Annotated in this window: 19 protein-coding genes; 12 read left to right on the top strand and 7 right to left on the bottom strand. The window is 70.2% G+C overall.

Going from position 1 to position 22,525, the window contains the following annotated elements; translation table 11 throughout:
- Positions 1 to 60: 60 nt before the first annotated feature.
- Entirely contained in the window at positions 61 to 801 is a 741-nt protein-coding gene (locus tag ACZ7SW_RS40820) for an IclR family transcriptional regulator (protein WP_470235720.1), read from the bottom strand.
- 118 nt (positions 802 to 919) lie between these two features.
- Between ACZ7SW_RS40820 and ACZ7SW_RS40815 the strand changes: the two genes are divergently transcribed.
- Positions 920 to 2,110 carry an acyl-CoA dehydrogenase family protein gene (locus tag ACZ7SW_RS40815; RefSeq protein ID WP_470235719.1) on the top strand — a complete coding sequence of 397 codons (1,191 nt, stop codon included), beginning with the start codon at positions 920 to 922 and terminating at the stop codon, positions 2,108 to 2,110.
- A complete protein-coding gene (locus ACZ7SW_RS40810; protein WP_470235718.1) occupies positions 2,110 to 3,300 on the top strand; it encodes a CaiB/BaiF CoA transferase family protein in 1,191 nt (396 codons plus the stop codon). The genes ACZ7SW_RS40815 and ACZ7SW_RS40810 overlap by 1 nt, the downstream gene beginning before the upstream one ends.
- 200 nt (positions 3,301 to 3,500) lie before the next feature.
- Here ACZ7SW_RS40810 and ACZ7SW_RS40805 read toward each other — a convergent pair whose 3' ends face one another.
- The 4 genes from ACZ7SW_RS40805 to ACZ7SW_RS40790 form a co-directional block, all read right to left on the bottom strand.
- Positions 3,501 to 3,806, bottom strand: coding sequence for a hypothetical protein (locus ACZ7SW_RS40805; protein ID WP_470235717.1), 306 nt, complete (start codon positions 3,804 to 3,806; stop codon positions 3,501 to 3,503).
- Between the two features lie 57 nt (positions 3,807 to 3,863).
- Complete coding sequence (locus tag ACZ7SW_RS40800; protein WP_470235716.1) at positions 3,864 to 7,748, bottom strand: Pls/PosA family non-ribosomal peptide synthetase; 3,885 nt, start codon at positions 7,746 to 7,748, stop codon at positions 3,864 to 3,866.
- Between the two features lie 271 nt (positions 7,749 to 8,019).
- A complete protein-coding gene (locus ACZ7SW_RS40795) occupies positions 8,020 to 9,456 on the bottom strand; it encodes an LCP family protein (protein ID WP_470235715.1) in 1,437 nt (478 codons plus the stop codon).
- A 134-nt stretch (positions 9,457 to 9,590) separates the two neighbouring features.
- Entirely contained in the window at positions 9,591 to 10,928 is a 1,338-nt protein-coding gene (locus ACZ7SW_RS40790) for an MFS transporter (protein ID WP_470235714.1), read from the bottom strand.
- A gap of 97 nt (positions 10,929 to 11,025) precedes the next feature.
- Here ACZ7SW_RS40790 and ACZ7SW_RS40785 point away from each other — a divergent pair, with 97 nt between their 5' ends.
- From ACZ7SW_RS40785 to ACZ7SW_RS40745, 9 genes are read left to right on the top strand one after another with little or no spacing between them, the layout of a single operon-like run.
- Positions 11,026 to 11,517, top strand: a complete 492-nt coding sequence (locus tag ACZ7SW_RS40785; RefSeq protein WP_470235713.1) for a MarR family winged helix-turn-helix transcriptional regulator — start codon at positions 11,026 to 11,028, stop codon at positions 11,515 to 11,517.
- Between the two features lie 55 nt (positions 11,518 to 11,572).
- A complete protein-coding gene (locus tag ACZ7SW_RS40780; RefSeq protein WP_470235712.1) occupies positions 11,573 to 12,493 on the top strand; it encodes a hydroxymethylglutaryl-CoA lyase in 921 nt (306 codons plus the stop codon).
- A 21-nt stretch (positions 12,494 to 12,514) separates the two neighbouring features.
- Positions 12,515 to 13,231, top strand: a complete 717-nt coding sequence (locus ACZ7SW_RS40775; RefSeq protein WP_470235711.1) for an enoyl-CoA hydratase/isomerase family protein — start codon at positions 12,515 to 12,517, stop codon at positions 13,229 to 13,231.
- Positions 13,228 to 14,418, top strand: a complete 1,191-nt coding sequence (locus ACZ7SW_RS40770; protein WP_470235710.1) for a CaiB/BaiF CoA transferase family protein — start codon at positions 13,228 to 13,230, stop codon at positions 14,416 to 14,418. The genes ACZ7SW_RS40775 and ACZ7SW_RS40770 overlap by 4 nt, the downstream gene beginning before the upstream one ends.
- A complete protein-coding gene (locus ACZ7SW_RS40765; protein WP_470235709.1) occupies positions 14,418 to 15,158 on the top strand; it encodes an enoyl-CoA hydratase/isomerase family protein in 741 nt (246 codons plus the stop codon). The genes ACZ7SW_RS40770 and ACZ7SW_RS40765 overlap by 1 nt, the downstream gene beginning before the upstream one ends.
- Positions 15,155 to 16,732, top strand: a complete 1,578-nt coding sequence (locus ACZ7SW_RS40760; RefSeq protein WP_470235708.1) for an AMP-binding protein — start codon at positions 15,155 to 15,157, stop codon at positions 16,730 to 16,732. Before ACZ7SW_RS40765 ends, ACZ7SW_RS40760 begins: the two co-directional genes overlap by 4 nt.
- A complete protein-coding gene (locus ACZ7SW_RS40755; protein WP_470235707.1) occupies positions 16,729 to 17,694 on the top strand; it encodes an NAD(P)H-dependent flavin oxidoreductase in 966 nt (321 codons plus the stop codon). Before ACZ7SW_RS40760 ends, ACZ7SW_RS40755 begins: the two co-directional genes overlap by 4 nt.
- A 53-nt stretch (positions 17,695 to 17,747) precedes the next feature.
- A complete protein-coding gene (locus tag ACZ7SW_RS40750; RefSeq protein ID WP_470235706.1) occupies positions 17,748 to 18,332 on the top strand; it encodes an SMI1/KNR4 family protein in 585 nt (194 codons plus the stop codon).
- 18 nt (positions 18,333 to 18,350) lie between these two features.
- Positions 18,351 to 18,947, top strand: a complete 597-nt coding sequence (locus ACZ7SW_RS40745) for an SMI1/KNR4 family protein (protein WP_470235705.1) — start codon at positions 18,351 to 18,353, stop codon at positions 18,945 to 18,947.
- Here the strand turns inward: ACZ7SW_RS40745 and ACZ7SW_RS40740 are convergent.
- Positions 18,944 to 19,828, bottom strand: coding sequence for an SDR family oxidoreductase (locus ACZ7SW_RS40740; protein WP_470235704.1), 885 nt, complete (start codon positions 19,826 to 19,828; stop codon positions 18,944 to 18,946). The two genes, ACZ7SW_RS40745 and ACZ7SW_RS40740, sit on opposite strands and share 4 nt — an antisense overlap.
- Before the next feature lie 31 nt (positions 19,829 to 19,859).
- Positions 19,860 to 21,488, bottom strand: a complete 1,629-nt coding sequence (locus ACZ7SW_RS40735; protein WP_470235703.1) for an AMP-binding protein — start codon at positions 21,486 to 21,488, stop codon at positions 19,860 to 19,862.
- Between the two features lie 91 nt (positions 21,489 to 21,579).
- Between ACZ7SW_RS40735 and ACZ7SW_RS40730 the strand changes: the two genes are divergently transcribed.
- Positions 21,580 to 22,425: a LuxR C-terminal-related transcriptional regulator gene (locus ACZ7SW_RS40730; protein WP_470235702.1), complete on the top strand. Its 846-nt coding sequence runs from the start codon at positions 21,580 to 21,582 to the stop codon at positions 22,423 to 22,425.
- Positions 22,426 to 22,525: the final 100 nt, after the last annotated feature.

Genomic DNA, 22,525 nt, shown 5'->3' with positions numbered 1-22,525 from the left:
GTATATCCGGATGCTAAGAGACCGCGAACACACCGGTCAAGAGTCTTCGGGAATTCGGGCTCAGCCCTGGCGCGCGGCTTCCCAGCGCTTCACGACCGCCGCCGTGATCCCGGCCAGGGCCTCCCCGATCTCGGGAAGGCGTTCGGAAATCCGCGTGGTCGGGCCCGCGACCGCGATCGCCGCGACCACCTCGCCGTCGACCAGGATCGGCCGCGCCGCCGCGCTCACGTCGGGCAGCGTTTCGCCGCGGTTGAGCGCGACGCCCTCGGCGCGGACGGTGTCGAGTTCCTCCATCGCGGCCCGCACTCGCTCCGCGTCCGGGAGCACCGACTTCAGGTACGCCTCGCGCCGGCGCGCCGACCAGTACGCGAGGAAGATCTTGCCCGCGCTCGGCGGGTACAGGGGCCGTCGCGTGCGCAGCGGCGCGGAGTAGCGGATCGGCTGCTCGGACTCGACCGCGTCCACGTAGATCAGCGAATCCCCGACCGCGGCGCCGAGCATCACCGTCTCGCCGAACCGGCGGCGCAGCTCCTCCAGGGCGGGCCGGGCCGCGGTCGCGATGCCGGGCAGGCCGCCGGTGAGCAGGTTCCCCAGCGCGGGGCCGAGCCGGTAGCTGCCGTCGGCCTCGACGAGGTAGCCGGTCGACACCAGCCCTTTGACCAGGCCGAACACCGAGGATTTCGGCGCGTCGAGAGCCACCGACAGCTCGTGCAGCCGCATCCCCGGCTGCCGCGCGACGCACTCCAGGATGCTGGTGACCCGCCCGACCGTCCGGTGGGCCTTGGCAGTCGACTCGGTCACGGCGGCCTCCCCTGCGTTCGCAGATACGAACCCTATCGCGACATCCACCCTGGGCGGCGCTTGACCCGAAGCGCGCGCCGCCTTACGTTGAACGTATATCCGAACTCAGCGTTCTTATATGCGCATGATGGAGAGCAGCACTGTGGACTTCCAGCTGACCCGAGACCAGGAGGACATCCGGCGCGCCGTGCGCGAGCTGGCCGCCCGGTTCCCCGACGAGTACTGGGCCGAGCGCGACGAGCGCGCCGAGTTCCCGCGCGAGTTCTACGACGCGTTCGCCTCGGCGGGCTGGCTCGGCATGGCGATCCCGGAGCAGTACGGCGGCGGCGGGCTCGGCATTCTCGAAGCCGCGCTGCTGCTGGAGGAAGTGGCCGCGTCCGGGGCCGGGATGAACGGGTGCAGCACGATGCACCTGACGATCTTCGGGCTCAACACGATCGTCAAGCACGGCAGCGAGCGAATGCGCCAGGAGATCCTGCCCGGCGCGGTCGACGGTTCGCTGCACGTCTGCTTCGGCGTCACCGAACCGGACGCGGGCACGGACACCACGCGCATCTCGACTTTCGCCCGCCGCGACGGCGATTCCTACGTCGTGAACGGCCGGAAGGTCTGGATCACCAAAGCGGGCCAGTCGCAGAAAATGGTGTTGATCGCCCGCACCACGCCGCGCGACGAAGTGGAGAAGCCGACCGACGGCATGTCCCTGTTCGTCGTGGACATCGAGTCCGACGCGGTGCGGCTGCGCGCGATCCCGAAGCTCGGCCGCAACGCGGTGTCGTCCTACGAGGTGCTGATCGACGGCCTGCGAGTGCCGGAATCGGCGCGCGTCGGCGAGGAAGGCAAGGGCTTCCGGTACCTGCTCGACGGCCTCAATCCGGAACGCATCCTGCTCGCCCACGAAGCGCTCGGCATCGGTCGCGCGGCGTTGCGGCGCGCGGTCCGGTACGCCGGGGAACGGCAGGTGTTCGGCCGTCCGATCGGGCAGAACCAGGGGCTGGCGTTCCCGCTGGCCGAGGCCGCGACCCGGCTCGACGCGGCGGAGCTGATGGCGCGCAACGCCGCCTGGCGCTACGACCACGGCCTGCCGGCCGGCAAGGAGGCGAACATGGCGAAATGGCTGTGCGCGGACGCCGGGTTCCAGGCCGCCGACCAGGCGATCCAGACCCACGGCGGGATGGGCTACGCGCGGGAGTACCACGTGGAGCGCTACTTCCGGGAGGCTCGGCTGCTGCGGCTCGCGCCGATCAGCCAGGAAATGGTGCTGAACTACGTGTCCCAGCACGTGCTCGGGCTGCCGAGGTCGTACTGATGGGCGCGCTCGACGGGTTGCGGGTGCTGGACCTGTCGCGGGTGCTGGCGGGGCCGTACTGCACGCAGATGCTGGCTGATCACGGGGCCGAGGTGATCAAGGTCGAATCGCCCGCCGGGGACGAGACCCGGGGCTGGGGGCCGCCGTTTCTCGAGGAGGGGACCAGCGCCTACTACGCGAATCTCAACCGGGGCAAGAAGAACATCGTGCTCGATCTGTCCGGTCCGGACGGTCGTTCGCTGCTCGGCACGCTGCTCGCGGGCGCGGACGTGGTGGTGGAGAACTTCAAGGCGGGCACGCTCGCGCGCTGGGGCTGGCCGGACGAGACGATCCGGGCGGAGTATCCGGCGCTGATTCACTGCCGGATCACGGGATTCGGCACCGACGGGCCGCTCGGCGGGTTGCCTGGGTATGACGCGGTCTTGCAGGCGTACGGCGGGTTGATGAGCGTGAACGGCGAGGCCGACGGGCCGCCGTTGCGGATCGGGGTGCCGGTCGTCGACGTGGTGACCGGGGTGCTGGGGTTCTCCGGGATCCTGCTCGCGCTGCATGAACGGGAACGGTCCGGCCTCGGGCAGCTTGTCGATTGTTCTTTGCTGGACACGGTGATCAGCTTGCTGCATCCGCATTCCGCCGCCTGGCTCGCTGACGGCGCGGTGCCGCGGCGGACGGGTTCGGCACATCCGTCGATCGCGCCGTATGAGACGTTTTCGACGGCGGACGGACTGTTCTTCGTCGGTGCGGGGAATGACCGGCAGTTCGCGGCGCTTGCCGAAGTGCTTGGCGCGCCTGGGCTGGCTTCTGATCCGCGGTTTGCTTCGAATGCGGAACGGGTCCGCAATGTAGGTGCGTTGCGGGCCGAGCTGAGTGTCCTGATCGGACGGTACGAACGGGACTCGTTGGCGGAGATGTTGCTGGCTAAGGGAGTTCCGGCTTCTCCGGTGCACGATATCGCGGAGGCGATGAACGCTCCGCAGGTGCGGCACCGGGAGATGGTGGTCGAGCGGGACGGGTATCGCGGGGTCGGGGTGCCGGTGAAGCTCGGCCGTACGCCGGGCAGTGCCGCTGATTCGCCTCGGCCGCCGGGGGCAGATACGCGGGAAGTCCTTGCGGCGGCGGGGCTTTCCGTCACGGAGGTCGATGCCGCGCTCGAAAGCGGAGCGGCGCACACCGACCTTCCGCGAAGCTAGCCGTCTCGTGGGTGCCTGCGACCGGGCACCGGGCACCCACGAGATTTCACCGCCAGGGCCGCACCGGCGTGCCCCAGTGCACGACATCGCAAGGCGACGAACGCTCCGCGGGTACGGCACCAGGAGATGGTGTCGAGCGGGACGGGTATCGCGGGGTCGGAGTGCCGGTGAAGCTCGGGGTGCGCCGCTGAGTCGCCAGGTCAGGTATTCGTCGAAGATCGCCGCTGTCCCGCCGCGCTCGGCCCGCTTCTCGAAGAACTCGTCCAGGCGGCTTCGTCGCGCCAGCCCTCGGTGCGGTCCGGGAACGCGAGGTGCAGGACCAGCGAGTCCCAGGTGAGATGGTCGCCGCCGCCGACGCGCGGAACGAGCGGCTCCCTGAAGCCGGTGAGCAACTGTCTGTCGTTGCCGAAGTCGAGGCCGAGGAGGAACGTGCAGTAGTCGTCATAGCTGCCGTCCAGTCCGTAGAGCCCCGAGCGCTGGCGGCTGTCGCCGAAGAGTTCCGGCAATCCATAGTCCTCCCCGGTTAGTGGGCGGCTCTGCTCGGCAGAACCGCCCACCGGGCTTCACCGCCAGGGACGGACCGGCGTCCCCCGCCACCGAGTGCGCGGCGGGACCGTCTCCCCCGCCATCACCAGCGACCCCGACCCCACCGTCGCGCCGTCGGAAACCCCGCTGCCCGGCAGCTGGAACGCCCGCGGGCCGAGCGTCGCGCCGGGGCCGAGGCGGACCGGGTCCAGCCGCATGACGCGGTCGTGGAACAGGTGCGTCTGCAGCACGCAGCCGCGGTTCACCACGGCACCGTCGCCGAGGTGGATGAGATCCGTTTCCGGCAGCCAGTAGCTCTCGCACCAGACGCCGCGGCCGATGCGGGCGCCGAGGGTCCGCAGCCACCAGTTCAGCACCGGCGTGCCGAGGAACGATCCGGCGAACCACGGGACCGCGAGCGTCTCGACGAACGTGTCGTACAGCTCGTTCCGCCACACGAACGCGCTCCACAGCGGATGCCGGCCGGGCTTGAACCGGCCGACCAGTGTCCATTTCATCAGCGTCGTCAGCAGCGCGGCGACAAGACCGGCCGAGACGAACACAGCGGGGGCGACGGCGGCGGCGACCCAGAAGCCGTCCGCGACGTCCACTCCGGCCAGGACCGTGGACACGGCGAGTCCGAGGAGACCCGCGATGAGCAGCGGCGCGATCCGGCAGGACTCGACCAGCGCGCGGGCCAGCTTCAACCGGCGCGGCGGCGCGAACGTGCGGGCGGGGTCGACGGTGTCCGCGGTCCGCCGCAGCTCCAGCGCGGGCCGGCCGAGCCAGGACGTGCCGTCGGGGACGTCCGCCGGGGTGTCGGACAGGACGCCGACGAGCGAGCCCGAACCCAGCGTCCGGTCCGGGCCGACGACTGCCGAGTTGCCGACGAACGCGCGCTCCCCGACCTCGGAAACGCCCAGCCGGACCCAGCCGCGGTCGAGTTCGTACGGTGCGGCGAGGACGTCGTCAGCGAGGAACGCACCGTCTCGTACCCGAAGCAGCGACGGCAGACTGAGCACAGTGGACAGTTCGACGCCGCGGCCGATCCGCGCGCCCAGCAGCCGCATCCAGACCGGGGTCGCCAGCGCGGCGTAGAGCGGGAACAGCTGCCGCCGCGCGATTTCGAGCAGTTCGTGCACGAACCAGGCCGCCCAGCCCGCGCGGCTCAGCACCGGATAGGTTCCCGGCCGCACGGCCAGGCTGGCGAGCCGGACGAGCAGGACGATCGTCAAGGCGTACACCACGATTCCGGCGAAGACGAGCAACGGCGTCCACGGCAGGATCGCCAGCCCGGCGGTGCGCGGATCGTCCGCCGCCGGGATCAGCAGCAGTGCCACCACGATCAGCGGAATCGCGGACACGAACATGAACAGCGACCGCAGCGTGCCACCGAGCGCGAAGGCCAGCGAATACCGCTTCGCCCGCGGTGCCGCCACGGTCGGCCGCGGCGGGCGCTCGCCCGACGGTCCGGCCGGAGAACCGCCCCAGACCGCGCCGTCCGGCACGCGGGTGTCGAGCGTCGAGCCCGGCAGCAGCACCGATCCGGCACCGAGGTCCGTACCCGGCAGCAACGTGCTGCGACCGCCGACCCGGGCACCGGCACCGACCCGGACGCGGCCGATCCGCAGCACCGGACCGTCCAGCCACCATCCGGCCAGGTCCGCCTCGGGCTCGATCGCGCATCCGTCGCCGAATTCGGCGAGACCGCCCACCGGCGGCGGCGAGTGCAGATCGATGCCGCGGCCGACCCGGTTGCCGAGCAGCCGGGCATAAGGCGCGGCAAGCGGCGTTCCGGCGACTCCCGGCGGACCGACCACGGCGGCGAACCGCTCGGCGGTCCACAGTCGCATGTGGACAATGCCGCCGCGGCGGTACTCCCCTGGCTCGAGCTTTCCGCGCAGCACTCGCACGCCGCCCGCGGCGAGCAGCATCCGTCCCGGCGGGCTCAGCAGCACCAGCCACGCGGGTACGAGGACCCACCACGACATGTGCGGCAGCCACTGCAACGGCAGTACCAGAGCGGCCAGCGAGCCGAGCAGCGACACCGAAAGCAGCCACCGCGTTCCGGACAAGGCCAGCAAAACCAGCTGTACCGCGGCCTGCCACCATCCGCTGCCCCGAACCGCGGGAACCCGCGGCTCCTCCACCGCGACAGTTTCGACCGGCTCTCCGGCGAGGCGTTCGTACAGCTCGCGCGGCGTCGGGCAGGAGTACACATCGGACACTGCCGCCGTCGGATGCCGCTCGCGCAGCACAGAAACGAGCCGCGCGGCGGTCACGCTCGAGCCTCCGAGATCGAAGAAGTCGTCGTCCGGCCCAGCGGAGGTCCCGAGGTGTTCGCTCCACACCTGCAACAGCCAGGCCAGCTTCGGATCGGACGGCACCACCGGCGCGGTCGTCGGTTCTTCCAGCGGCCACGGCAACGCGTCACGGTCGAGCTTGCCCGACGCGCGCACCGGCAGGTCCGGCACCAACGCCAGCCGTGGCACCAAAGCCGCGGGCAGCCGGTCCCGCAGAAGGCTGCGCGCGGCAGTGCGATCGAGGCTCTCGCCTTCCGGCACCACGTACCCGACCAGCACCTGCGCGCCGCTGTCCGTGCGCCGCACCACCGTCGCCGCGGCGGCGACACCCGGCAAGGCCCGCAGCGCGGCTTCGATCTCGCCCAGTTCGACGCGCCGTCCGCCGATCTTGACCTGACCGTCCGCGCGGCCGACGAACTCCAGCCCCTCCGGCACCGCGCGCACCAAGTCGCCGCTGCGGTAGGCGCGGCTCCAGTCGAGACCCGGCAGCGGCACGAACTTCTGCGCGTCCTTCGCCGCGTCGAGGTACCGCGCGAGGCCGGCGCCGCCGATCACCAGCTCGCCGCTGCGGCCCCACGGCACCGGGATGCCCGCCGGGTCCTCCGGGTCGACGACCGCGAGTTCCCAGCCGTCGAGCGGCAGCCCGATCCGCACCGGCTCGCCCGCGCGCAGCCGCTGCGCACACGCGACAACCGTGGTTTCCGTTGGGCCGTATGTGTTCCAGATCTCCCGGCTGCCGTCGTCGAAGCGGGTCACCACCTCCGGCGGGCACGCTTCGCCGCCGAGGATGAGCAGCCGGACGCCGGCCAGGGTGTCCACTGGCCACAGCGCGGCGAGCGTCGGCACCGTCGACACGACCGTCACGCCGCGCTCGGCCAGCCACGGCCCGAGGTCCGCTCCCGCGCGGACGAGCGAGCGCGGAGCCGGGACCAGGCACGCGCCGTGCCGCCACGCCAGCCACATCTCCTCGCACGACGCGTCGAACGCGACACTCAGCCCGGCCAGCACGCGGTCGCCCGGGCCGAGCGGCCTTGTCCGGCAGAACAACCGGGCCTCAGCGTCCACAAAGGCCGCGGCCGCGCGATGGGTGACCGCGACGCCTTTCGGCTTGCCGGTGGAACCGGAGGTGAAGATGATCCAGGCGTCGTCCTGCGGCTGCGGACGGACTCGCGGCCACTGCGGTCCGCGCGAGGGCGGCAATCCCGCGTCGGTCAGGACCAGGCTCACCTGGGCTTCTGTCCACACTGTCTCGGCGCGGTCGGCCGGATCGTCCGCGTCGACCGGAACGTAGGCCGCGCCGGTGGCGAGAACGGCCAGAATGCCGCGGTACAGCGCGGCGGTGCCGGAAGTCATCCGGATGCCGACCCGGTCGCCCGGCATGACCCCGGCCGCGCGAAGGCGTCCGGCGAGTTCTTCGACCTGTGCGGCGAAATCGCGGTACGTCGCCCGCTCGGCGCCGTCGTCCAGGGCGAGTGCGTGCGGGTGCCGGCGCACCGTTTCGGCGAAAATGTCGTAAAGCGTGCGCGCGGCAGGCGTCGGACCCGCCCGGTAAACCGCAGTCGCCTCTTCGGCGAGCCTCTCGGGCGCGACCGTGCGCGCCCGATCCGCGTCCAGCGTCACAGGAAAACCTCTTTCCAGGAGAACAGGATTCACGAAACCGGCCGATGGCCACTCAACAATGGGCGGCGTGAGGCCGGGCTGAAGCAGCAGTGCCGTTCTCAGGCACTGGAATCGGAACAAGAACGGATATCGGGCAATCCCCCGGCCGCGGCTGTGCGGCTCGTCACCCCGTCCCGGACATTAGCGGGCACTTCACCGCCGAGGTCACTCGGGAGAGTTAATTTAGGAATTCGTTCTCAACGGGTTCACAGGATCGTTGTGCTTCTCCCGTTCACCGCACGCACGGCACCCCGCCTCCGGACAATTCGTCGGCGGGCGAAACCGGGGAGACCGGCACCGGGTCGACCTGGTCGGCCGTTTCCCGGAAATCGGCGCCGAGCACCAGTTTCAGCTCCCCCGCGGCCAGCGCGCCGTCGTAGCCCACGGCGTACCCGCCGCCGAGCGCGGCCACGAGTTTCGCCGCCGACGCGGAATCCCCGCGCCCGTACCGGACCACGGTGCGGTGCGTGTGCCGCGCGCTGGACGACGTGTGCCCGGCGCGGTATCCCCGCGACGGAAGCGCCTTCAGCACCCGGGCGGCCGCGCCCTCACGGCCGCTCGCGTTCACCACGTCGACCGCGGGCCCGGCCGTCGCGGCAGGCGGCGGCGGGACCGTCCGGCCGAGCAACCGGGCCGCGGCGGCGCGGATCTTCACCGGATCGACAATGTCGACGTCTTCGCCCCGTGCGTCTTTTTCGAACCTTTCGACCGGAAGCGACGCCAGCGTCAGATCCCCGCCGGCGAACGTTTCCGCCTGCCGGGCCAGCGCATTGAGGTCGAGCCCGGAATCGATCGCGATGTTCTGCTTCGCGACCGAAACCAGCTGGCCGAGTTTCCCCGGGTCGCCGAACACCCGGCCTTCTTTCAGCTGATGCGCCAGCGAAACGAGAAACGCTTGCTGGCGCCTTTCCCGGTCCAGGTCGGTGAACTCGTGCGCCGGATCGCGGGCCTGCCGCACGAAGGCGAGCGCCTGCGCCGCGGAAATCCGCTGCTGCCCGGCCGGGAAATCCGCTCCCGAATAACTGTCGCGCGCGGGCTCGGCCAAACACACCGTGATCGGCTGCACGACCTGGGCGAGCTGGAAGAACGCGACAAGGGTGACCTCGACGAAATGGTCCACCGCGACCCCTCCGAGGAACTGGCGCACCGTCGCGACTTCTGCCGCGCGGCCGGCGTCCCGGGACCTCTGTTCGCGAGCCGCCTTCTCGGTGACGCCTTGCGCGGCAAGACGTTTGGCCTCCGCGGCGAACGCGTACCCGTAAGCCTCCTTGATCTTGCCCTTGCACACTCCGTCCGGACAGCCGGCGAAGTCGGTGTAGTCGTCGCGCGGGATCGAGATGACCGTCGGATGTCCGCCGTCTGCCGGGACGTGCAGCAGCATCAGGACGTCGGTGTGGTACCCGCCGACGCTCTGGTCTCCCGCGTGCAGCTGTTCGTACAGCTCGGCGGGCAGCGGTTCGCCCCGCTCGTCGAGCCGCGAATCGAGTCCCATGACGAGGATGTTCGTGTCCCCGCCCGGCCGGGCCTGCCCGTCGAGCGCGGTGGACGTCGTGACCCCGGACAGCAGCGCGCGCAGCTCGGCCCACCCGTAGGCGGCCCCGCCCAGCAGGACGGCGACCAGCGCCACCACGCCGATCCGCTCGGCCCAGTGCCCGTTCGCGCGCTCCATCGCCCACCGCTCCTCCCTCCGGCGGAACCCGGTCTACTCCGGGTTCCCTGTGAGAGCGATGAGAGAGAAGACCGTCCGGGCAGTCCGCCGAGGTCGAACGGGCGGCCGCGTGCGGAACGGCACACTTTGGAGGGTCAGCGCCGCCGTTCGCGAAGATCGCCCGGCCGGACGCCGGCCAGCAGCACCACGACGGCGAGCAGGACGATGCCGGCGCTGATCTGCAGCCCCAGCGACAGGCTGCCGGTCGAGGCTTCGATGAACCCGAGCAGCGACGGCGAAGCGGCGGCGGCGAACGAACCCATGGACGTCACGACCGCGATCCCGGTGGCCGCCGCCCGGTCGGTCAGGTAGATCGACGGGATCGAATAGAACACCGTCAGTCCCGAGTAGTGCGCGGCGGCCATCACCGCGAGCAGCAGGATGACCACCACGACGCTGCCGCCGGACACCGAGATCGCCAGCATCGCGAACGCCGCCACGATCCAGCTCGTCGCCGCGTGCCAGCGCCGCTCCAGGGTCCGGTCGGAGTGCCGGCCGACCAGCAGCATCACCACGATGCCGAGCAGCGGCGGGATCGCCGAGAAGAAGCCGAGGTTCAGGACGTTGCCGACCCCGGCGTTGGCGATGATCCGCGGCGTCCAGTACGAGACGGCGTTCGCCAGCGTGTACGCGCCGCACGCGCAGAGGCCGAGAATCCAGACCTTCGGATCGCGCAGGGCGAGCAGCAATCCACTGTGCTTCTCAGTCGCCGGGCCCTTGTCGCGCCGGTCTGCCTCGAGGTCGGCGCGCACCGCGGCTTTCTGTTCCGGAGTGAGCCACTTCGCCTGCTCCGGACCGTCGGTGACGAAGAGCAGCACGAGCCCGGCCAGCAGGATCGGCGGGATCCCCTCGATCAGGAACAGCCACTGCCAGTCCGCGAGCCCGCCGACGCCGCCGAGCGAGTGCATGATCCAGCCCGACATCACCGAGCCGAGCGCGCCGGACACCGGGATGCCGATGAAGAACACGGCCGTCATCCGCGTCCGCCGCGACGACGGGAACCACAGCGACAGCAGATACAGCGCGCCCGGGAAGAACCCGGCTTCCGCGACGCCGAGCAGGAAGCGCGCGGCGTAGAACATGATCTCGTTGTGCACGAACAGGGTCACCACGGTCATCACGCCCCAGGTGGCCATGATCCGGGCGAGCGTCTTGCGCGCGCCGATCCGGGCGAGGAGCGCGTTGCTCGGGACTTCGAAGAGGATGAAGCCGACGAAGAACAGCGTGACGCCGAGCCCGTACACCGCGGGCCCGAAGCCGAGGTCCCGTTTGAGGCCCTGCTGCGCGATCCCGATGTTGGTGCGGTCGATGTAGCTCACGACGTAACACAGCACCAGCAGCGGCATGACGCGCCGGGCGATCGTGCGATAGGTCGCTTTGCGGTCGACAGCGGCGGTTGCCGGAGCGCCGGTGACTGCGGATGGTTCGGCCACGGCTGAGACTCCTTCGTCCGGATCGGGCGAGTGGCAGTCTCCGCATCGAGTGTTGAGTTTGTCAACACCCATCGGGTAACGGCTACGATGTCCGGCCATGGCCGAACGCGCAGACGGACACGAACTGGTCCCCATCTCCGGACTGCTGTCCTACCGGATCTCGCGCACGTCGTCGGCGATGTCGCGCAGCGCCGCGGTGCGCTACCGGCGGGACTTCGGCGTGAGCCTCGGCGAATGGCGCGCGATCGCGCTCATCGCGGCCGACCCGACGCTCACGCTCAACCGGCTCGCGCGCCGCGCCGGACTGGACAAAGCGCAGATGAGCCGCGTGGTCAGCCGGCTGACCGAGCGCGGCCTGGTGAACCGCACGGCCGGGTCCGGGCGCACGTCGCAGCTGGCGCTGACCGCCGAGGGCACCCGGGTGTACCGCGGCCTGATCACCGCCGCCAACGAGCGCGACGCGGACTTCCTCGCCACCCTCACCGGCGAGGAGGCCCGGGTGCTGGACCGCGCGCTGGACAAACTGGCCGAGCACGCGCTGGCCGTCGAGGAGAGTGAGCGGGCTCACCCGTCCGCCGAGCAGTGTTGACTTTATCAACACCCTCGCGTACTCCTGGAACCACCGACGAGGAGGTGGGCCCAGGATGTCCGACGCCGTCACGATCTGCGAGTGCTTCGCCCGCGACGGGCTGCAGCACGAGCCGGAGCCCGTGCCGACCGCGACGAAGATCGCGCTGCTGAACTCCTTCGCGCGCACCGGTTTCCGCCGGATCGAGGCGACCAGCTACAGCCACCCCGCGCGGGTCCCCGGGTTCTCCGACGCCTCCGAGGTGCTCGCCGGGATCGACCGGAGCCCGGGTGTCGCGTTCAAGGCGACCTGCCCGAACCCGCGTGCGGTCGAACGCGCGCTCGCCGACCTCCAAGCCGGGCACGGCGCCGAGGAACTGAGCCTGCTGGTGTCGGCCACCGAGGCGCACACCGAACGGAACCTGCGCACCACGCGCGCCGGGCAATGGGAGCGCGTGACCGAGATGGTCAAGCTCGCCGACGGACGGTTTCGCCTGGTCGGAGTGGTTTCGGTGGCGTTCGGCTGTCCGTTCGGGGGCATGGTCGACCCGGGCCGGGTGGCCGAAGACGTCGCGCGTTTCGCCGATCTCGGCGCGAGCCTGGTGACCCTCGGCGACACCACCGGGGTCGCGACCCCGGGTTCGGTGCGCGCGCTGTATACCCGGTTGTCGCGAGAAAACCCGAGCCTGCCGCTGGTCGCGCATCTGCACAACACGCGCGGAACCGGGATCGCGAACGCCGTCGCCGCGTTGGAAGCCGGATGCCGGCACTTCGATTCCGCGATGGGCGGCGTCGGCGGGCACCCGGCGAAGATCGGCTACGGGGCCGGGCTCACCGGCAACGTGTGCACAGAGGACTTGGCCAGCCTGTTCGCCGCGATGGGCGTCGACACCGGCCTCGATCTCGACCAGCTCGCCGCGGCGTCCGCGGCCTGCGAAGAAGCGCTCGGCCGACCGCTCCACAGCATGGTCGCGCGCGCCGGCTTCGCGTCCGCCTGACCTTTCTTTGGGGAGAAACCTGTGCTGCTGACCGAAAACCACGACGCCGTCCGCGTCCTCACGCTGAACCGGCCGGACAAGCTCAACGCCCTCGACACCGCTCTCACCCGCGCGCTCGACACCGCTTTGGACGAAGCCGGGCGGGACCCCAGCGTCCGCGCCGTCGTGCTGACCGGTGCCGGACGGGGCTTCTGCGCCGGTGCCGATCTGAACGAGTTCTCGTCGCTCACACCGAGTCAGCCGGAAGCCGTTCTCGAACGCGCCGCGCTCACCGCCCGGCTGCAGACGCGCATGCAGCAGCTGCCGGTCCCGGTGGTCAGCGCGGTCCGCGGGGCGGCTGTCGGCGGCGGCGCCGGGCTGGCGATCGGGGCGGACCTGGTGGTCGCCGGGTCGGACCTGAAGTTCGGGTATCCCGAGCTGAAGCATTCGATCGTGCCCGCGCTGGTGATGACCGGGCTGGTCCGGCATCTCGGCCGCAAGCTCGCGTTCGAGCTGGTCAGCACCGGGAGGTTGCTCACCGCCGCGGAGGCCTCGTCGTATGGGCTGGTGAACCAGGTGGTCGAACCTTCCGAGATCGTGCCCGCCGCACTCGCGATCGCGCAGCGCTGGGCCTCGGTCGAACCCCGCGCGCTCGCCGCCGCGAAAGACCTTTTCTACCGGGTCGCCGACCTGCCGACGGACGCCGCGATGCGCGCCGGCCAGGACGTCAACGCGCTGATGCGCGGGTTCCGCTCATGACCGGCCCGCTCGCCGGGGTCACCGTGCTGGACCTTTCGCGGGTCCTCGCCGCGCCGCTGGCCACCCAGATCCTCGCCGAACTCGGCGCGACCGTGATCAAGGTCGAACGCCCGGGCTCCGGCGACGAAACCCGCGGCTTCGAACCCCGGCTGCCGCACGGCGAAAGCGCGTACTTCTTCGCCTTCAACCGCGGCAAGCAATCGGTCACTGTGGACCTGAAGGACCCGCGCGGGCGCGACGTCGTCCGGAAACTGGCCGCGCGCGCCGACGTCGTCGTGGAGAACTTCCTGCCCGGCACGCTCGACCGGCTCGGCCTCGGCTACGCCGAACTGGCCGCGGACAACCCCGGCCTCGTGCTGGTGTCCGCGACCGGCTTCGGCCAGACCGGGCCGGACGCGCACCGCAAGGGCTACGACACGGTGTTCCAGGCGCTGTCCGGGGTGATGGCGATGACCGGCGATCCCGCTGGTCCGCCCGCGAAAACCGGCGTGCCGGTGGCGGATCTGACGTCCGGGCTGTGGGTGGTGATCGCCGTGCTGACCGGGCTCGCCGGGCGCTCGTCCGGCGGTCGCGGCCGGCACCTCGACGTGGCGATGATGGACGTCCAGCTGAGCCTGCACGCCCTGAACGCCGCCCGGCTTTTCGCGCTCGGCGAGGACCCTGTCCGCACCGGGACCGAACATCCGGGGCGGGTGCCGTCGGCGGCGTTCCAGGCCGGGGACGGCGAATGGCTGCACATCAGCGGCAGCGACCAGCATTGGACTCCACTGTGCACAGTGCTCGGATTGTCCGCTTTGGCCGCTGATCCTTCGTTGCAGCACAACGCGGGCCGGGTCGAACACCGCGCGCGCGTCATGAAGGCGCTGCGCGGGGCGATCGCCCAGCACGACCGGGATCAGCTGGTCAAAGAACTTCAGGCCGCGGATGTCCCCGCTGGCGCGGTGCGTTCGGTCCGCGAGGCGCTGGCCGACCCGCATGCCGTCGCGCGGGGCGTCGTCGGCGAGTTCACGCATCCTGTCGAAGGCTCGTTCCCAGCGCTGCGCACGCCGTTGCGCGAGACTTCCGGAGACGCCCCGGCACCGGGAACGCCGCCGGTGCTCGGAGCGGACACTGACGTCGTGCTGCGCGACTTGGCGGGGCTGTCGGACGGCGAGATCGAGGGCCTGCGGGCCGCGGGAGTGATCTGATGAACGAACGCGTGACGCTGGACGTCACCGACGGAATCGCCCGCGTCGAACTGGCCCGTCCGTCGGCGCGCAATGCCGTGGATCTCGCGATGTGCCATGCCCTGAAGGACGCTTTCGACGCCGTTGATATCTCAGATGCCCGGGTTGTGCTGCTCAGCGGTGCCGGCCCGGTCTTCTGCGCCGGTGCCGATCTGAAGGAACGGACCGGCAAGGACGCCGCGTGGGTCCGTCGCCGCCGAGTCGCGTCCTTCGCGGCCTACGCGGCGATCGAGGCCTGCCGCTGTCCCGTTGTCGCGCTGGTGCACGGGACTGTCGTCGGCTCCGGCGGTGAGATCACCCTCGCCGCTGACTTCGCGCTTGCCGCCTCGGGCACCGTTTTCCGCTTCCCTGAACCGCATTGGGGCACCGTCGGCGCTACGCAGCGGCTCCAGCGGGCTATCGGGAAACGCCGGGCCAAGGAATTGTTGTTCACCAATACTCCGTTGTCCGCCGAGGAAGCCGCCTCGCTCGGCCTGGTCAACCGCGTCGTCCCCGATCTGGCCGCCGCCGGAGCCGAGGTCGCCGCCGCCATCGCCGCCGCCCCGTCCGGCGCGATCGCCCTGACCAAACGGGCCGTCGACCTGGGTTCGGAGACCGACCTGGACCGCGGCATCCGGATCGAAATGTCCGCCATCGAACAGAACCTCGCCGACGGCAGCTGGCGCGACGGCGTCGCCCGGTTCACTGGAGAGACCCGATGACCGACCTGCGCACCGCCTGCCCGCTCACCGTCCAGGACGCCCTCGCGCGGGCCGTGCTCCTGGCTCCCGATGTCGAAGCCGTCGTCACCGCCGAGGCCCGGATCACCTACCGGGAACTGGCTTCTGACGTTGCCCGAGTGCGCGGTGCCTTGGCCGCTTCAGGAATCGGCCGGGGCACCCGGGTCGGGCTCTGCCTGGGCAACACGCCCGAGTGGGTCACGCTGTTCCTGGCTTTGGGTTCCCTGGGCGCGCTGGTCGTGCCCGTCAACACTCGCTTCACCGCGGACGAGGTGCACTACACGCTCGCCCATGCTGGCGTCAGCACTCTGTTCGCCGCCGAGCGCGTCTTGAACGTCGACTTCCCTGCGCTGTTCTCTGACGCCGGTATTGAACCCGGTTGTGCGTCTCTGCCTTCTTTGAAGCGGATCATCATCCTGGGCCAAGACAGCTGGACCGATTTCCTGGCCGCGGGCGCTGGAATCGCGGCGGAACCCGTTGCCACTCCGGACGATCTCCTTCTCGTGCAATACACCTCCGGCACGACCTCGCGCCCCAAAGGCGTCCTCCTGACCCACCGGAGCATGTGCGCCGACGCCTTCTTTTCCGGTGCCCGCCTGGGTCTGCGCCCCGGCGACCGATTCCACTCAGCGCGCCCGTTCTTCCACGTCGCCGGAAGCACCCTTTCTGTGCTGGCTTCCCTCCAGCACGCAACCACCTTAGTGACGATGCCGAAGTTCGAACCAGCGGAAGCGTTGCGGCTGCTGGAAACCGAGCGGTGCACGCACTTCTCCGGCAACGACACCATCGCCCTGCTCCTGCTCAACCACCCCGACCGCCCGCACCGCCGCCTTTCCCTGCGCGGCGCGTGGGTCGCCGCGTCCCCGACCGTCGTGCGCCGGGTCATCGACGAACTCGGCGCGCGCGAATGCGTTGCCGGGTACGGACTTTCCGAAGCCTCCCCGAACGTCGCCCAATCCGCCTGGTGGGAACCGGAGGAGATCCGCGCCTCCGGAGCCATGGCCCCCGAACCAGGCGTGGAAATCCGCATCCGCGCCCTGGACGACACCCGCGACTGCGCCCCCGGCGAACCCGGCTCCGTCCTGGTCCGGGGCTGGAACGTCATGCAAGGCTATCTGGACGACCCCGTGCGCACCGCCGAAACCATCGACGCCGACGGCTGGCTGTCCACCGGGGACGTCGGCCTGCTCGACGATTCCGGCCGGTTCCATTTCACCGGGCGCACCAAGGAAATCATCCGGGTCGGCGGGGAGAACGTCGCGCCCGCGGATGTCGAGGACGTGCTGCACCGCCACCCCGCCGTCCGCCAGGCCGCGGTCGTCGGAGTTCCGGACGAGCGATTGATCGAAGTGCCTTTCGCGTTTGTCGTCCTCACCTCGCCGGACATTTCGGAAGCCGACCTGCTTTTGTGGGCGAAAGAGCGCTTGGCCGGGTTCAAAGTCCCGCGACACCTGCGCATTGTGGACGGTTTCGAGGCCATCGGCATGACCGCCAGCGCGAAGGTGCGGAAGAACCAATTGGCTCGCTATGCCCGAGCTTTGCTGGAGAACTCATGAGCCGGCTGCGTACTTCTGTCACCGACCTGCTGGGCTTGGACCTGCCGATCATCCAGGCCGGGATGTCGTGGGCTTCGTCGTCCTCGGCGTTGCCCTTGGCGGTGTCGAATGCTGGCGGCCTGGGCGTCGTCGCCGCCGGTCCGATGCGCCTGCCCGATCTGGCCCGGGTACTGGACGAAATGGCCGCCGGGACGGGCCGTCCGTGGGCAGTGAACCTGCCCCTGTACCGAGCCGGTGCCGACGAGGTCATCGACCTCCTGCTCTCCCACCGCCCGCCGGTACTGATCGCCTCCCAAGGCGGCCCTCGCCGATACCTGGACCGATTCCACGCCGTCGGGACCCGGTGCCTGCACGTCGTCGCCGGAGTCTCGCATGCTGTGAAAGCCGCTGCCGCCGGTGTCGACGGATTGGTGGTAGTCGGCGCCGAAGCTGGCGGTCATCCGCCGCCCGGGATGGTCACCACGCAGGTTTTGGTGCGTGCCGTGGTCTCGGCAGCGCCTTCGGTTCCGGTAATCGCTTCCGGCGGGGTCGCCGATGGCGCCGGACTGGCCGCGATGCTGGCCCTTGGCGCTGGTGCGGCCCAGTTCGGGACCCGCTTCCTGGCGAGTTCCGAGGCGACTGTGCATCGTTCCTATCAGGAGGCAGTTGTTGCCGCGGGCGTCGATGACACCCGGACGGTGGGACATGGGTTGGGCGTGATCCGTGCACTGTCGAATGATTTCACCGCTCGGATGACGGAGCTGGAGACTTCCGGCGCGGAGGAGTCTTTGCGGCGGAAGGTTTTCCAGGCATCGTCGTTGAAGGACGCAGCTCTGCACGGTGATGTCGCTACGGGGAAGGTGGAGGCCGGTCAGTCGGCTGGGCTGATCACGGAAGTCCTTCCGGCAGCGGAGATCGTCTCGCGGATCACCGCAGAGTATGCGGCGGCAGTGGGGCGATTGCCTCAGCTTGAAGGGTCTTGATTGCTCCGTTCAGCGCAATCCTGCCGGTGATCGAATTCCGGTAGGATGCACAGGTGAGCCAACCGATCGAGGAGATCGTCGAAATCACCGGGTGGACCGGAGGCATTCAGCCGGGCCGGGACTGGAGCACCGTCGAGCAGGACATCGGCACCGTGCTTCCGGACGACTACAAGGAATTGTTCTCCCGGTTTCCGTCCGGCGCTTTCCGCGACGCGATCGTCGTGACCAATCCGATCGACGCGCGCACGGACTACCCCTATTTCGTCCGGGAGCAAGTCTTCGGAATCCTGGACATCCTGGCCGATGAAGAGTGCGGATACCTGGAGAACGCCGACTACCGGCTCTTCCCCGAGCAAGGCGGGCTCCTGCCGTGGGGCCACGACGGGCAAGGCGGGTTCCTCTGCTGGATCACCGAGCCAGCGGATCCGAACCGCTGGCGGGTCGCTTACTACGGTCGGGGCATGGGCCAGTGGCGCGAGCACCCGGGACCGATCACCGAGGTCCTCCGGGAAGTCCTGGCCTCCACCGGAGAAGACAACATCTTCGACTGGCCGCTCGAAGAACTGCCGCGCGTTTTCCGGGTCCCGTCGATGCTCCTGGGGAACGGGCAATGGCTGCCCGCCGCCGAATACCGTTGACCCCACGGGGAAGAAGACATGGACCACCTGCGGAGACATTCGATCGACGAACTCGCCCGGATCTCCGGCTGGACCGGGGGAATCCGCCAAGGCCGGGACTGGGCCGAGGTCGAACAAGCCGTCGGCGTCGCCTTTCCCGACGACTGCAAGGCCCTGATGTCCCGGTTCCCGTCCGGCTGCTTCCGCAACGCCGTGAACTTCACCAACCCCATCGACGCTCGCGTCGACCTGAGCACATTCATCCGCGACAGAATCCACGGCGTGCTCGAGTCTTTCGTCTCCCCGTGGGGAGACTTCCTGGAGGGCACGAACTACCGGCTGTTCCCCGAACCGGGCGGCCTCCTCCCCTGGGCCAACGACACCGGCGGAGGCGTGTTCTTCTGGCGGACCAGCTCCGAAGACCCCAACCGCTGGCCCGTGGTCTTCTGGGACCGCGGCTCGTTCGAATGGAACGAGCACCCCGGCGGAATGGTCGAGGTCATCCGGGAAGTCCTCACCCGCACCGGCGCGGACAACATCCTCTGCATGGACCTCGGCTACGAGGAGCCGAGCTTCCGGGTCCCGTCAACCCATCTGGGAAACGGCGAATGGCTGCCCCACGAGGAATACCGCTAACGCCAGCTGTCCGGCTGCCGCCCATCCACATCCGTCACCCCATACTCCCGCGCCAGCTCCGCCGAACTCACCGACCGCTGATTCCACCTCTCCCGCACCGGATCAGCCGCCACCGCCGCCACCCCGCGCCCCACGTACCGCGGCGATTCCGACTCAGCGAACCCCGCCGGAGCCCCAGCCTCCAAAGCCGAGCGCCAATTCTCCTCGCTCACCCCGTAGGCGTCGAGCATCATCTCCGATCGCAGCCACCCCGGCGTCACCGCGACAGCCGTAGCGCCATAACCCGCAAGCTCATGTCCCTGCGAAAAGGCCAGCCGATTCACCGAAGCCTTGGCCAGGTCGTAAAACACCGAGATCCGATAGCGCGACGCATTATGCGCCAAAGTGCCGTCTGTAATCTCGACCACCAACCCGCCCGGCTCGCGAATCACCAGCGGCAGCAGGAAATGCGACGTGACCAGATGCGTCTCCACGCCCAGCCGAAGTATCCGCAACCCCGCGTCAAGGTCGTGCTCCCACACCGGCGTGTTCCAGTCCGCCGGACCGCCCTTGAGCCGTTCCGCACCCCAGATGTCGTTGACCAGCAAGTGAAGCCGCCCGTACTCGGACTCGACGAAAGCGGCCAGCCGCCGGACGTCGTCGTGGTCCAGATGATCGGCGACGAACGGGACGCCGGCTCCGCCGAGCTGGGACACCAGCGAAGCGGTTTCCTCCACGGTCTCCGGCCGGTCGTAATCCGAACGGCGAAGTCCGCTGCGGCTGCTGCGTCCGGTACAGATCACGGTCGCCCCGGCCTCGCCCAGCGCGGCGGCGATTCCCCGGCCGGCACCGCGGGTCGCCCCCGCGACGAGGGCGACCCGGCCGTGCAGATCAGGCGGCATCGGGCCAGTGTGCCACCGGCCGTCGGAAAACTCAGCTCGAAGCGGTGCTCAGCTCCCGGCCCCGCAACGCGAATCGCTGGATCTTGCCGCTCGGCGTCTTCGGCAGTTCCGCCACGAAGTGGATCCGCCGCGGGTAGACGTGCGCCGCCAGACGGGTTTTGACCGTCTGCTTCAGCTCGTCGACCAGCTCGTCCGACCCCTCGACGCCGGGGTTCAGCACGACGTAGGCCACCACCAGCTCCCCGCGCAGTTCGTCCGGCGCGCCGATCACCGCGGCTTCCGCGACGGACTCGTGCTGCGCCAGCGCGCTTTCCACCTCGAACGGGCCGATCCGGTAGCCCGCCATCAGAATCACGTCGTCGTCGCGGGAGCCGAAAGCCAGGTAGCCGTCGCGGTCGCGGGCGGCGATGTCGCCGGTGTAGTACCAGCGGCCGTCGGCGCTGAAGCGTTCCGCGGTCCGCTCGGGAGCGTCGCGGTAACCGGAGAACGGCATCAGCGGGCTGGCAGACACGTCGATCGCGACGCGGCCGGTCTCGCCGACCTCCGCGATCTCGTCGCTGCCCGCCTTCAGGACCTCGACGGCGAACCCGGGCAGCGGCCGTCCCATCGACCCGGTTTTGACCGGTGCGAGCAGGGCCGGATGCCAGGCGTTGCCGACGACCATGCCGGTTTCGGTCTGGCCGTAGTGGTCGCGCACCGGGCAGCCGAGCATCTCCTCGGCCCAGGTCACGACGTCCGGCGTCAGCGGCTCCCCCGCCGACGAGCAGTGCCGCAGCCGCAGACCGTTCGGCACCGGCAGGCCGGAGCTGCGCAGCGCGCGGTACACGGTCGGGCCGGCGGTGAAGTTGGTGACGCCGAAGCGTTCGAGCACCTGCCAGGTCAGCTCGGGGCTGAACCCGGCGTGCAGCAGCAGGCTGCGCCGTCCGGTCGCGAGCGGGCCGAGCAAGGCGAAGTACAGCCCGTACGCCCAGCCCGGGTCGGCGGCGTTCCAGAAGACGTCCTCGTCGGTCTGGTCGAGGCCGAACTCCTGGTAGGAGTGGATCCCGGCGAGCCCGCGCAGCGGCACCGGCACCGCTTTCGGGGTGCCGGTCGTGCCGGAGGTGAAGATCTCGACCAGCGTGCCGTCACCGCCGACCGCGACCGGGTCGGGCAGCGGATGCGGCTCGTCCAGCAACGCGTCGAACGACAGATCGCCGCCGGACGCTTCGCCGGTCGTCACGACGATCCGCGACGGATCGGCGGGCAGGTCCTCGCTGACGTCGAGCTTGGCGCGCTGACCAGCGTCGACGACGACTACGCGGGTCCCGTTGCCGACGATCCGCTGCGCGATCGCGGGCGGCGCGAACGCGGTGAACAACGGCACATGGACCGCGCCGAGCCGCCAGATCGCGAGCAACGCGGTGACCAGTTCGGCCGATTTGCCCATGAGCGTCGCGACCCGGTCGCCGGGACGCACGCCGTGCGCGGCCAGCGCGGCGGCGAACCGGGCGGAAGCGGCCTCCAGCTGGCCGTACGTGAGGTCGCGACTGCTGAGGTCGGCCTCTACGAGGGTGAACGCGACAGCGTCGGCGGGATGGCGTCCGCACAGCAGATGGGTCGCGTCCGCGTCCGGCGCGGCGTAGGTCTGCAGCAGGTCGAAGGTGGTCCGCTCAGGGCTCACAGCGTGCTCCACGGTCGTCGTTGGCCGGTGTCGGCGGTACTATCACCGCACGTCAGCAGGCCCACTACCCCCGAAAAGGGGTGACGCCCCGATGCCCGTCACCGATCCCGGCCCGGCCGAGGACGTCGCGGAGGTCCGTCGCGCGCTGGTGCGGCTGCGCGGAGCCGCGCAGGTCCCGCTGTCCTTCGGCGGCGTGGTCGCCGACGGTCGCCGGCTGCGGATGACCGAGCTGGTCGGGAACTCGACGACGTCGCTGCTCGGCCTGGTCGTCGCGGAGGGCAAGGGCCTGGGCGGGCGCGCGATCGGCGTGCGGAAACCGGTGGTGCTGCCGGACTACTACACCAGCGAAGCGATCAGCCACCACTTCGACCGCGCCGTGCAGGCCGAGGGTGTGCGCTCGGTAATGGCGGTGCCGGTGATCGTGTCCCGCACCGTCCGGGCAGTCCTCTACGGCGCGGTCCGCGAACACGTCCGTTTCGGCGACCGCTCGGTCGCCGCGATGGTCGAAGTGGCCCGTGACCTGGAGCAGGAGCTGGCGATCCGGGCCGAGGTGCGCCGTCGGCTGGAGCTGCTCGCCCCCGTCCCGGACGTCGCGTCCGGCGAACCGGCCGACCGCGAGACGGTCCGGGAAAGCCACGCCGAGCTCCGTCGCATCGTCTCCTCCCTCGACGACCCGGACCTGCGCGACCGTCTGGACGCCGTCTGCCGCTCACTCGCTGGCGGCACTCCCGAAGGTCCGCAACCGACGCTGTCGGCGCGTGAGCTGGACGTCCTGGCCGGAGCCGCAGCCGGGCAAACCAACGCGGACATCGCCGAGGCGCTCGGGCTGGGGGCGGAAACGGTGAAGAGCTACCTGCGCAACGCGATGCGGAAGCTGGACGCGAAGACCCGCCTCCAAGCCGTCAACGCCGCCCGCCGGGCCAACCTGCTGCCATAGCCGTCCGTGAGGGGAACCCTGAGAGGGTGTTGCGGAACCTGGGTGGTTAGTCGTCGTGGTCTTGGGCTGGGCGGCGTGCTGCTTCGGTTTCGATGGGGCC

The sequence above is a fragment of the Amycolatopsis sp. NPDC114484 genome (assembly GCF_055633755.1).
This window is presented reverse-complemented; position numbering and strand designations above follow the sequence as displayed.

Bases quoted from the DNA above. Each gene is read 5' to 3' on its own strand.
- ACZ7SW_RS40815 (WP_470235719.1), top strand. From the start codon at position 920: ATGCGCATGATGGAGAGCAGCACTGTGGACTTCCAGCTGACCCGAGAC.
- ACZ7SW_RS40810 (WP_470235718.1), top strand. From the start codon at position 2,110: ATGGGCGCGCTCGACGGGTTGCGGGTGCTGGACCTGTCGCGGGTGCTG.
- ACZ7SW_RS40795 (WP_470235715.1), bottom strand. From the start codon at position 9,456: ATGGAGCGCGCGAACGGGCACTGGGCCGAGCGGATCGGCGTGGTGGCG.
- ACZ7SW_RS40785 (WP_470235713.1), top strand. From the start codon at position 11,026: ATGGCCGAACGCGCAGACGGACACGAACTGGTCCCCATCTCCGGACTG.
- ACZ7SW_RS40780 (WP_470235712.1), top strand. From the start codon at position 11,573: ATGTCCGACGCCGTCACGATCTGCGAGTGCTTCGCCCGCGACGGGCTG.
- ACZ7SW_RS40770 (WP_470235710.1), top strand. From the start codon at position 13,228: ATGACCGGCCCGCTCGCCGGGGTCACCGTGCTGGACCTTTCGCGGGTC.
- ACZ7SW_RS40765 (WP_470235709.1), top strand. From the start codon at position 14,418: ATGAACGAACGCGTGACGCTGGACGTCACCGACGGAATCGCCCGCGTC.
- ACZ7SW_RS40760 (WP_470235708.1), top strand. From the start codon at position 15,155: ATGACCGACCTGCGCACCGCCTGCCCGCTCACCGTCCAGGACGCCCTC.
- ACZ7SW_RS40755 (WP_470235707.1), top strand. From the start codon at position 16,729: ATGAGCCGGCTGCGTACTTCTGTCACCGACCTGCTGGGCTTGGACCTG.
- ACZ7SW_RS40745 (WP_470235705.1), top strand. From the start codon at position 18,351: ATGGACCACCTGCGGAGACATTCGATCGACGAACTCGCCCGGATCTCC.
- ACZ7SW_RS40740 (WP_470235704.1), bottom strand. From the start codon at position 19,828: ATGCCGCCTGATCTGCACGGCCGGGTCGCCCTCGTCGCGGGGGCGACC.
- ACZ7SW_RS40730 (WP_470235702.1), top strand. From the start codon at position 21,580: ATGCCCGTCACCGATCCCGGCCCGGCCGAGGACGTCGCGGAGGTCCGT.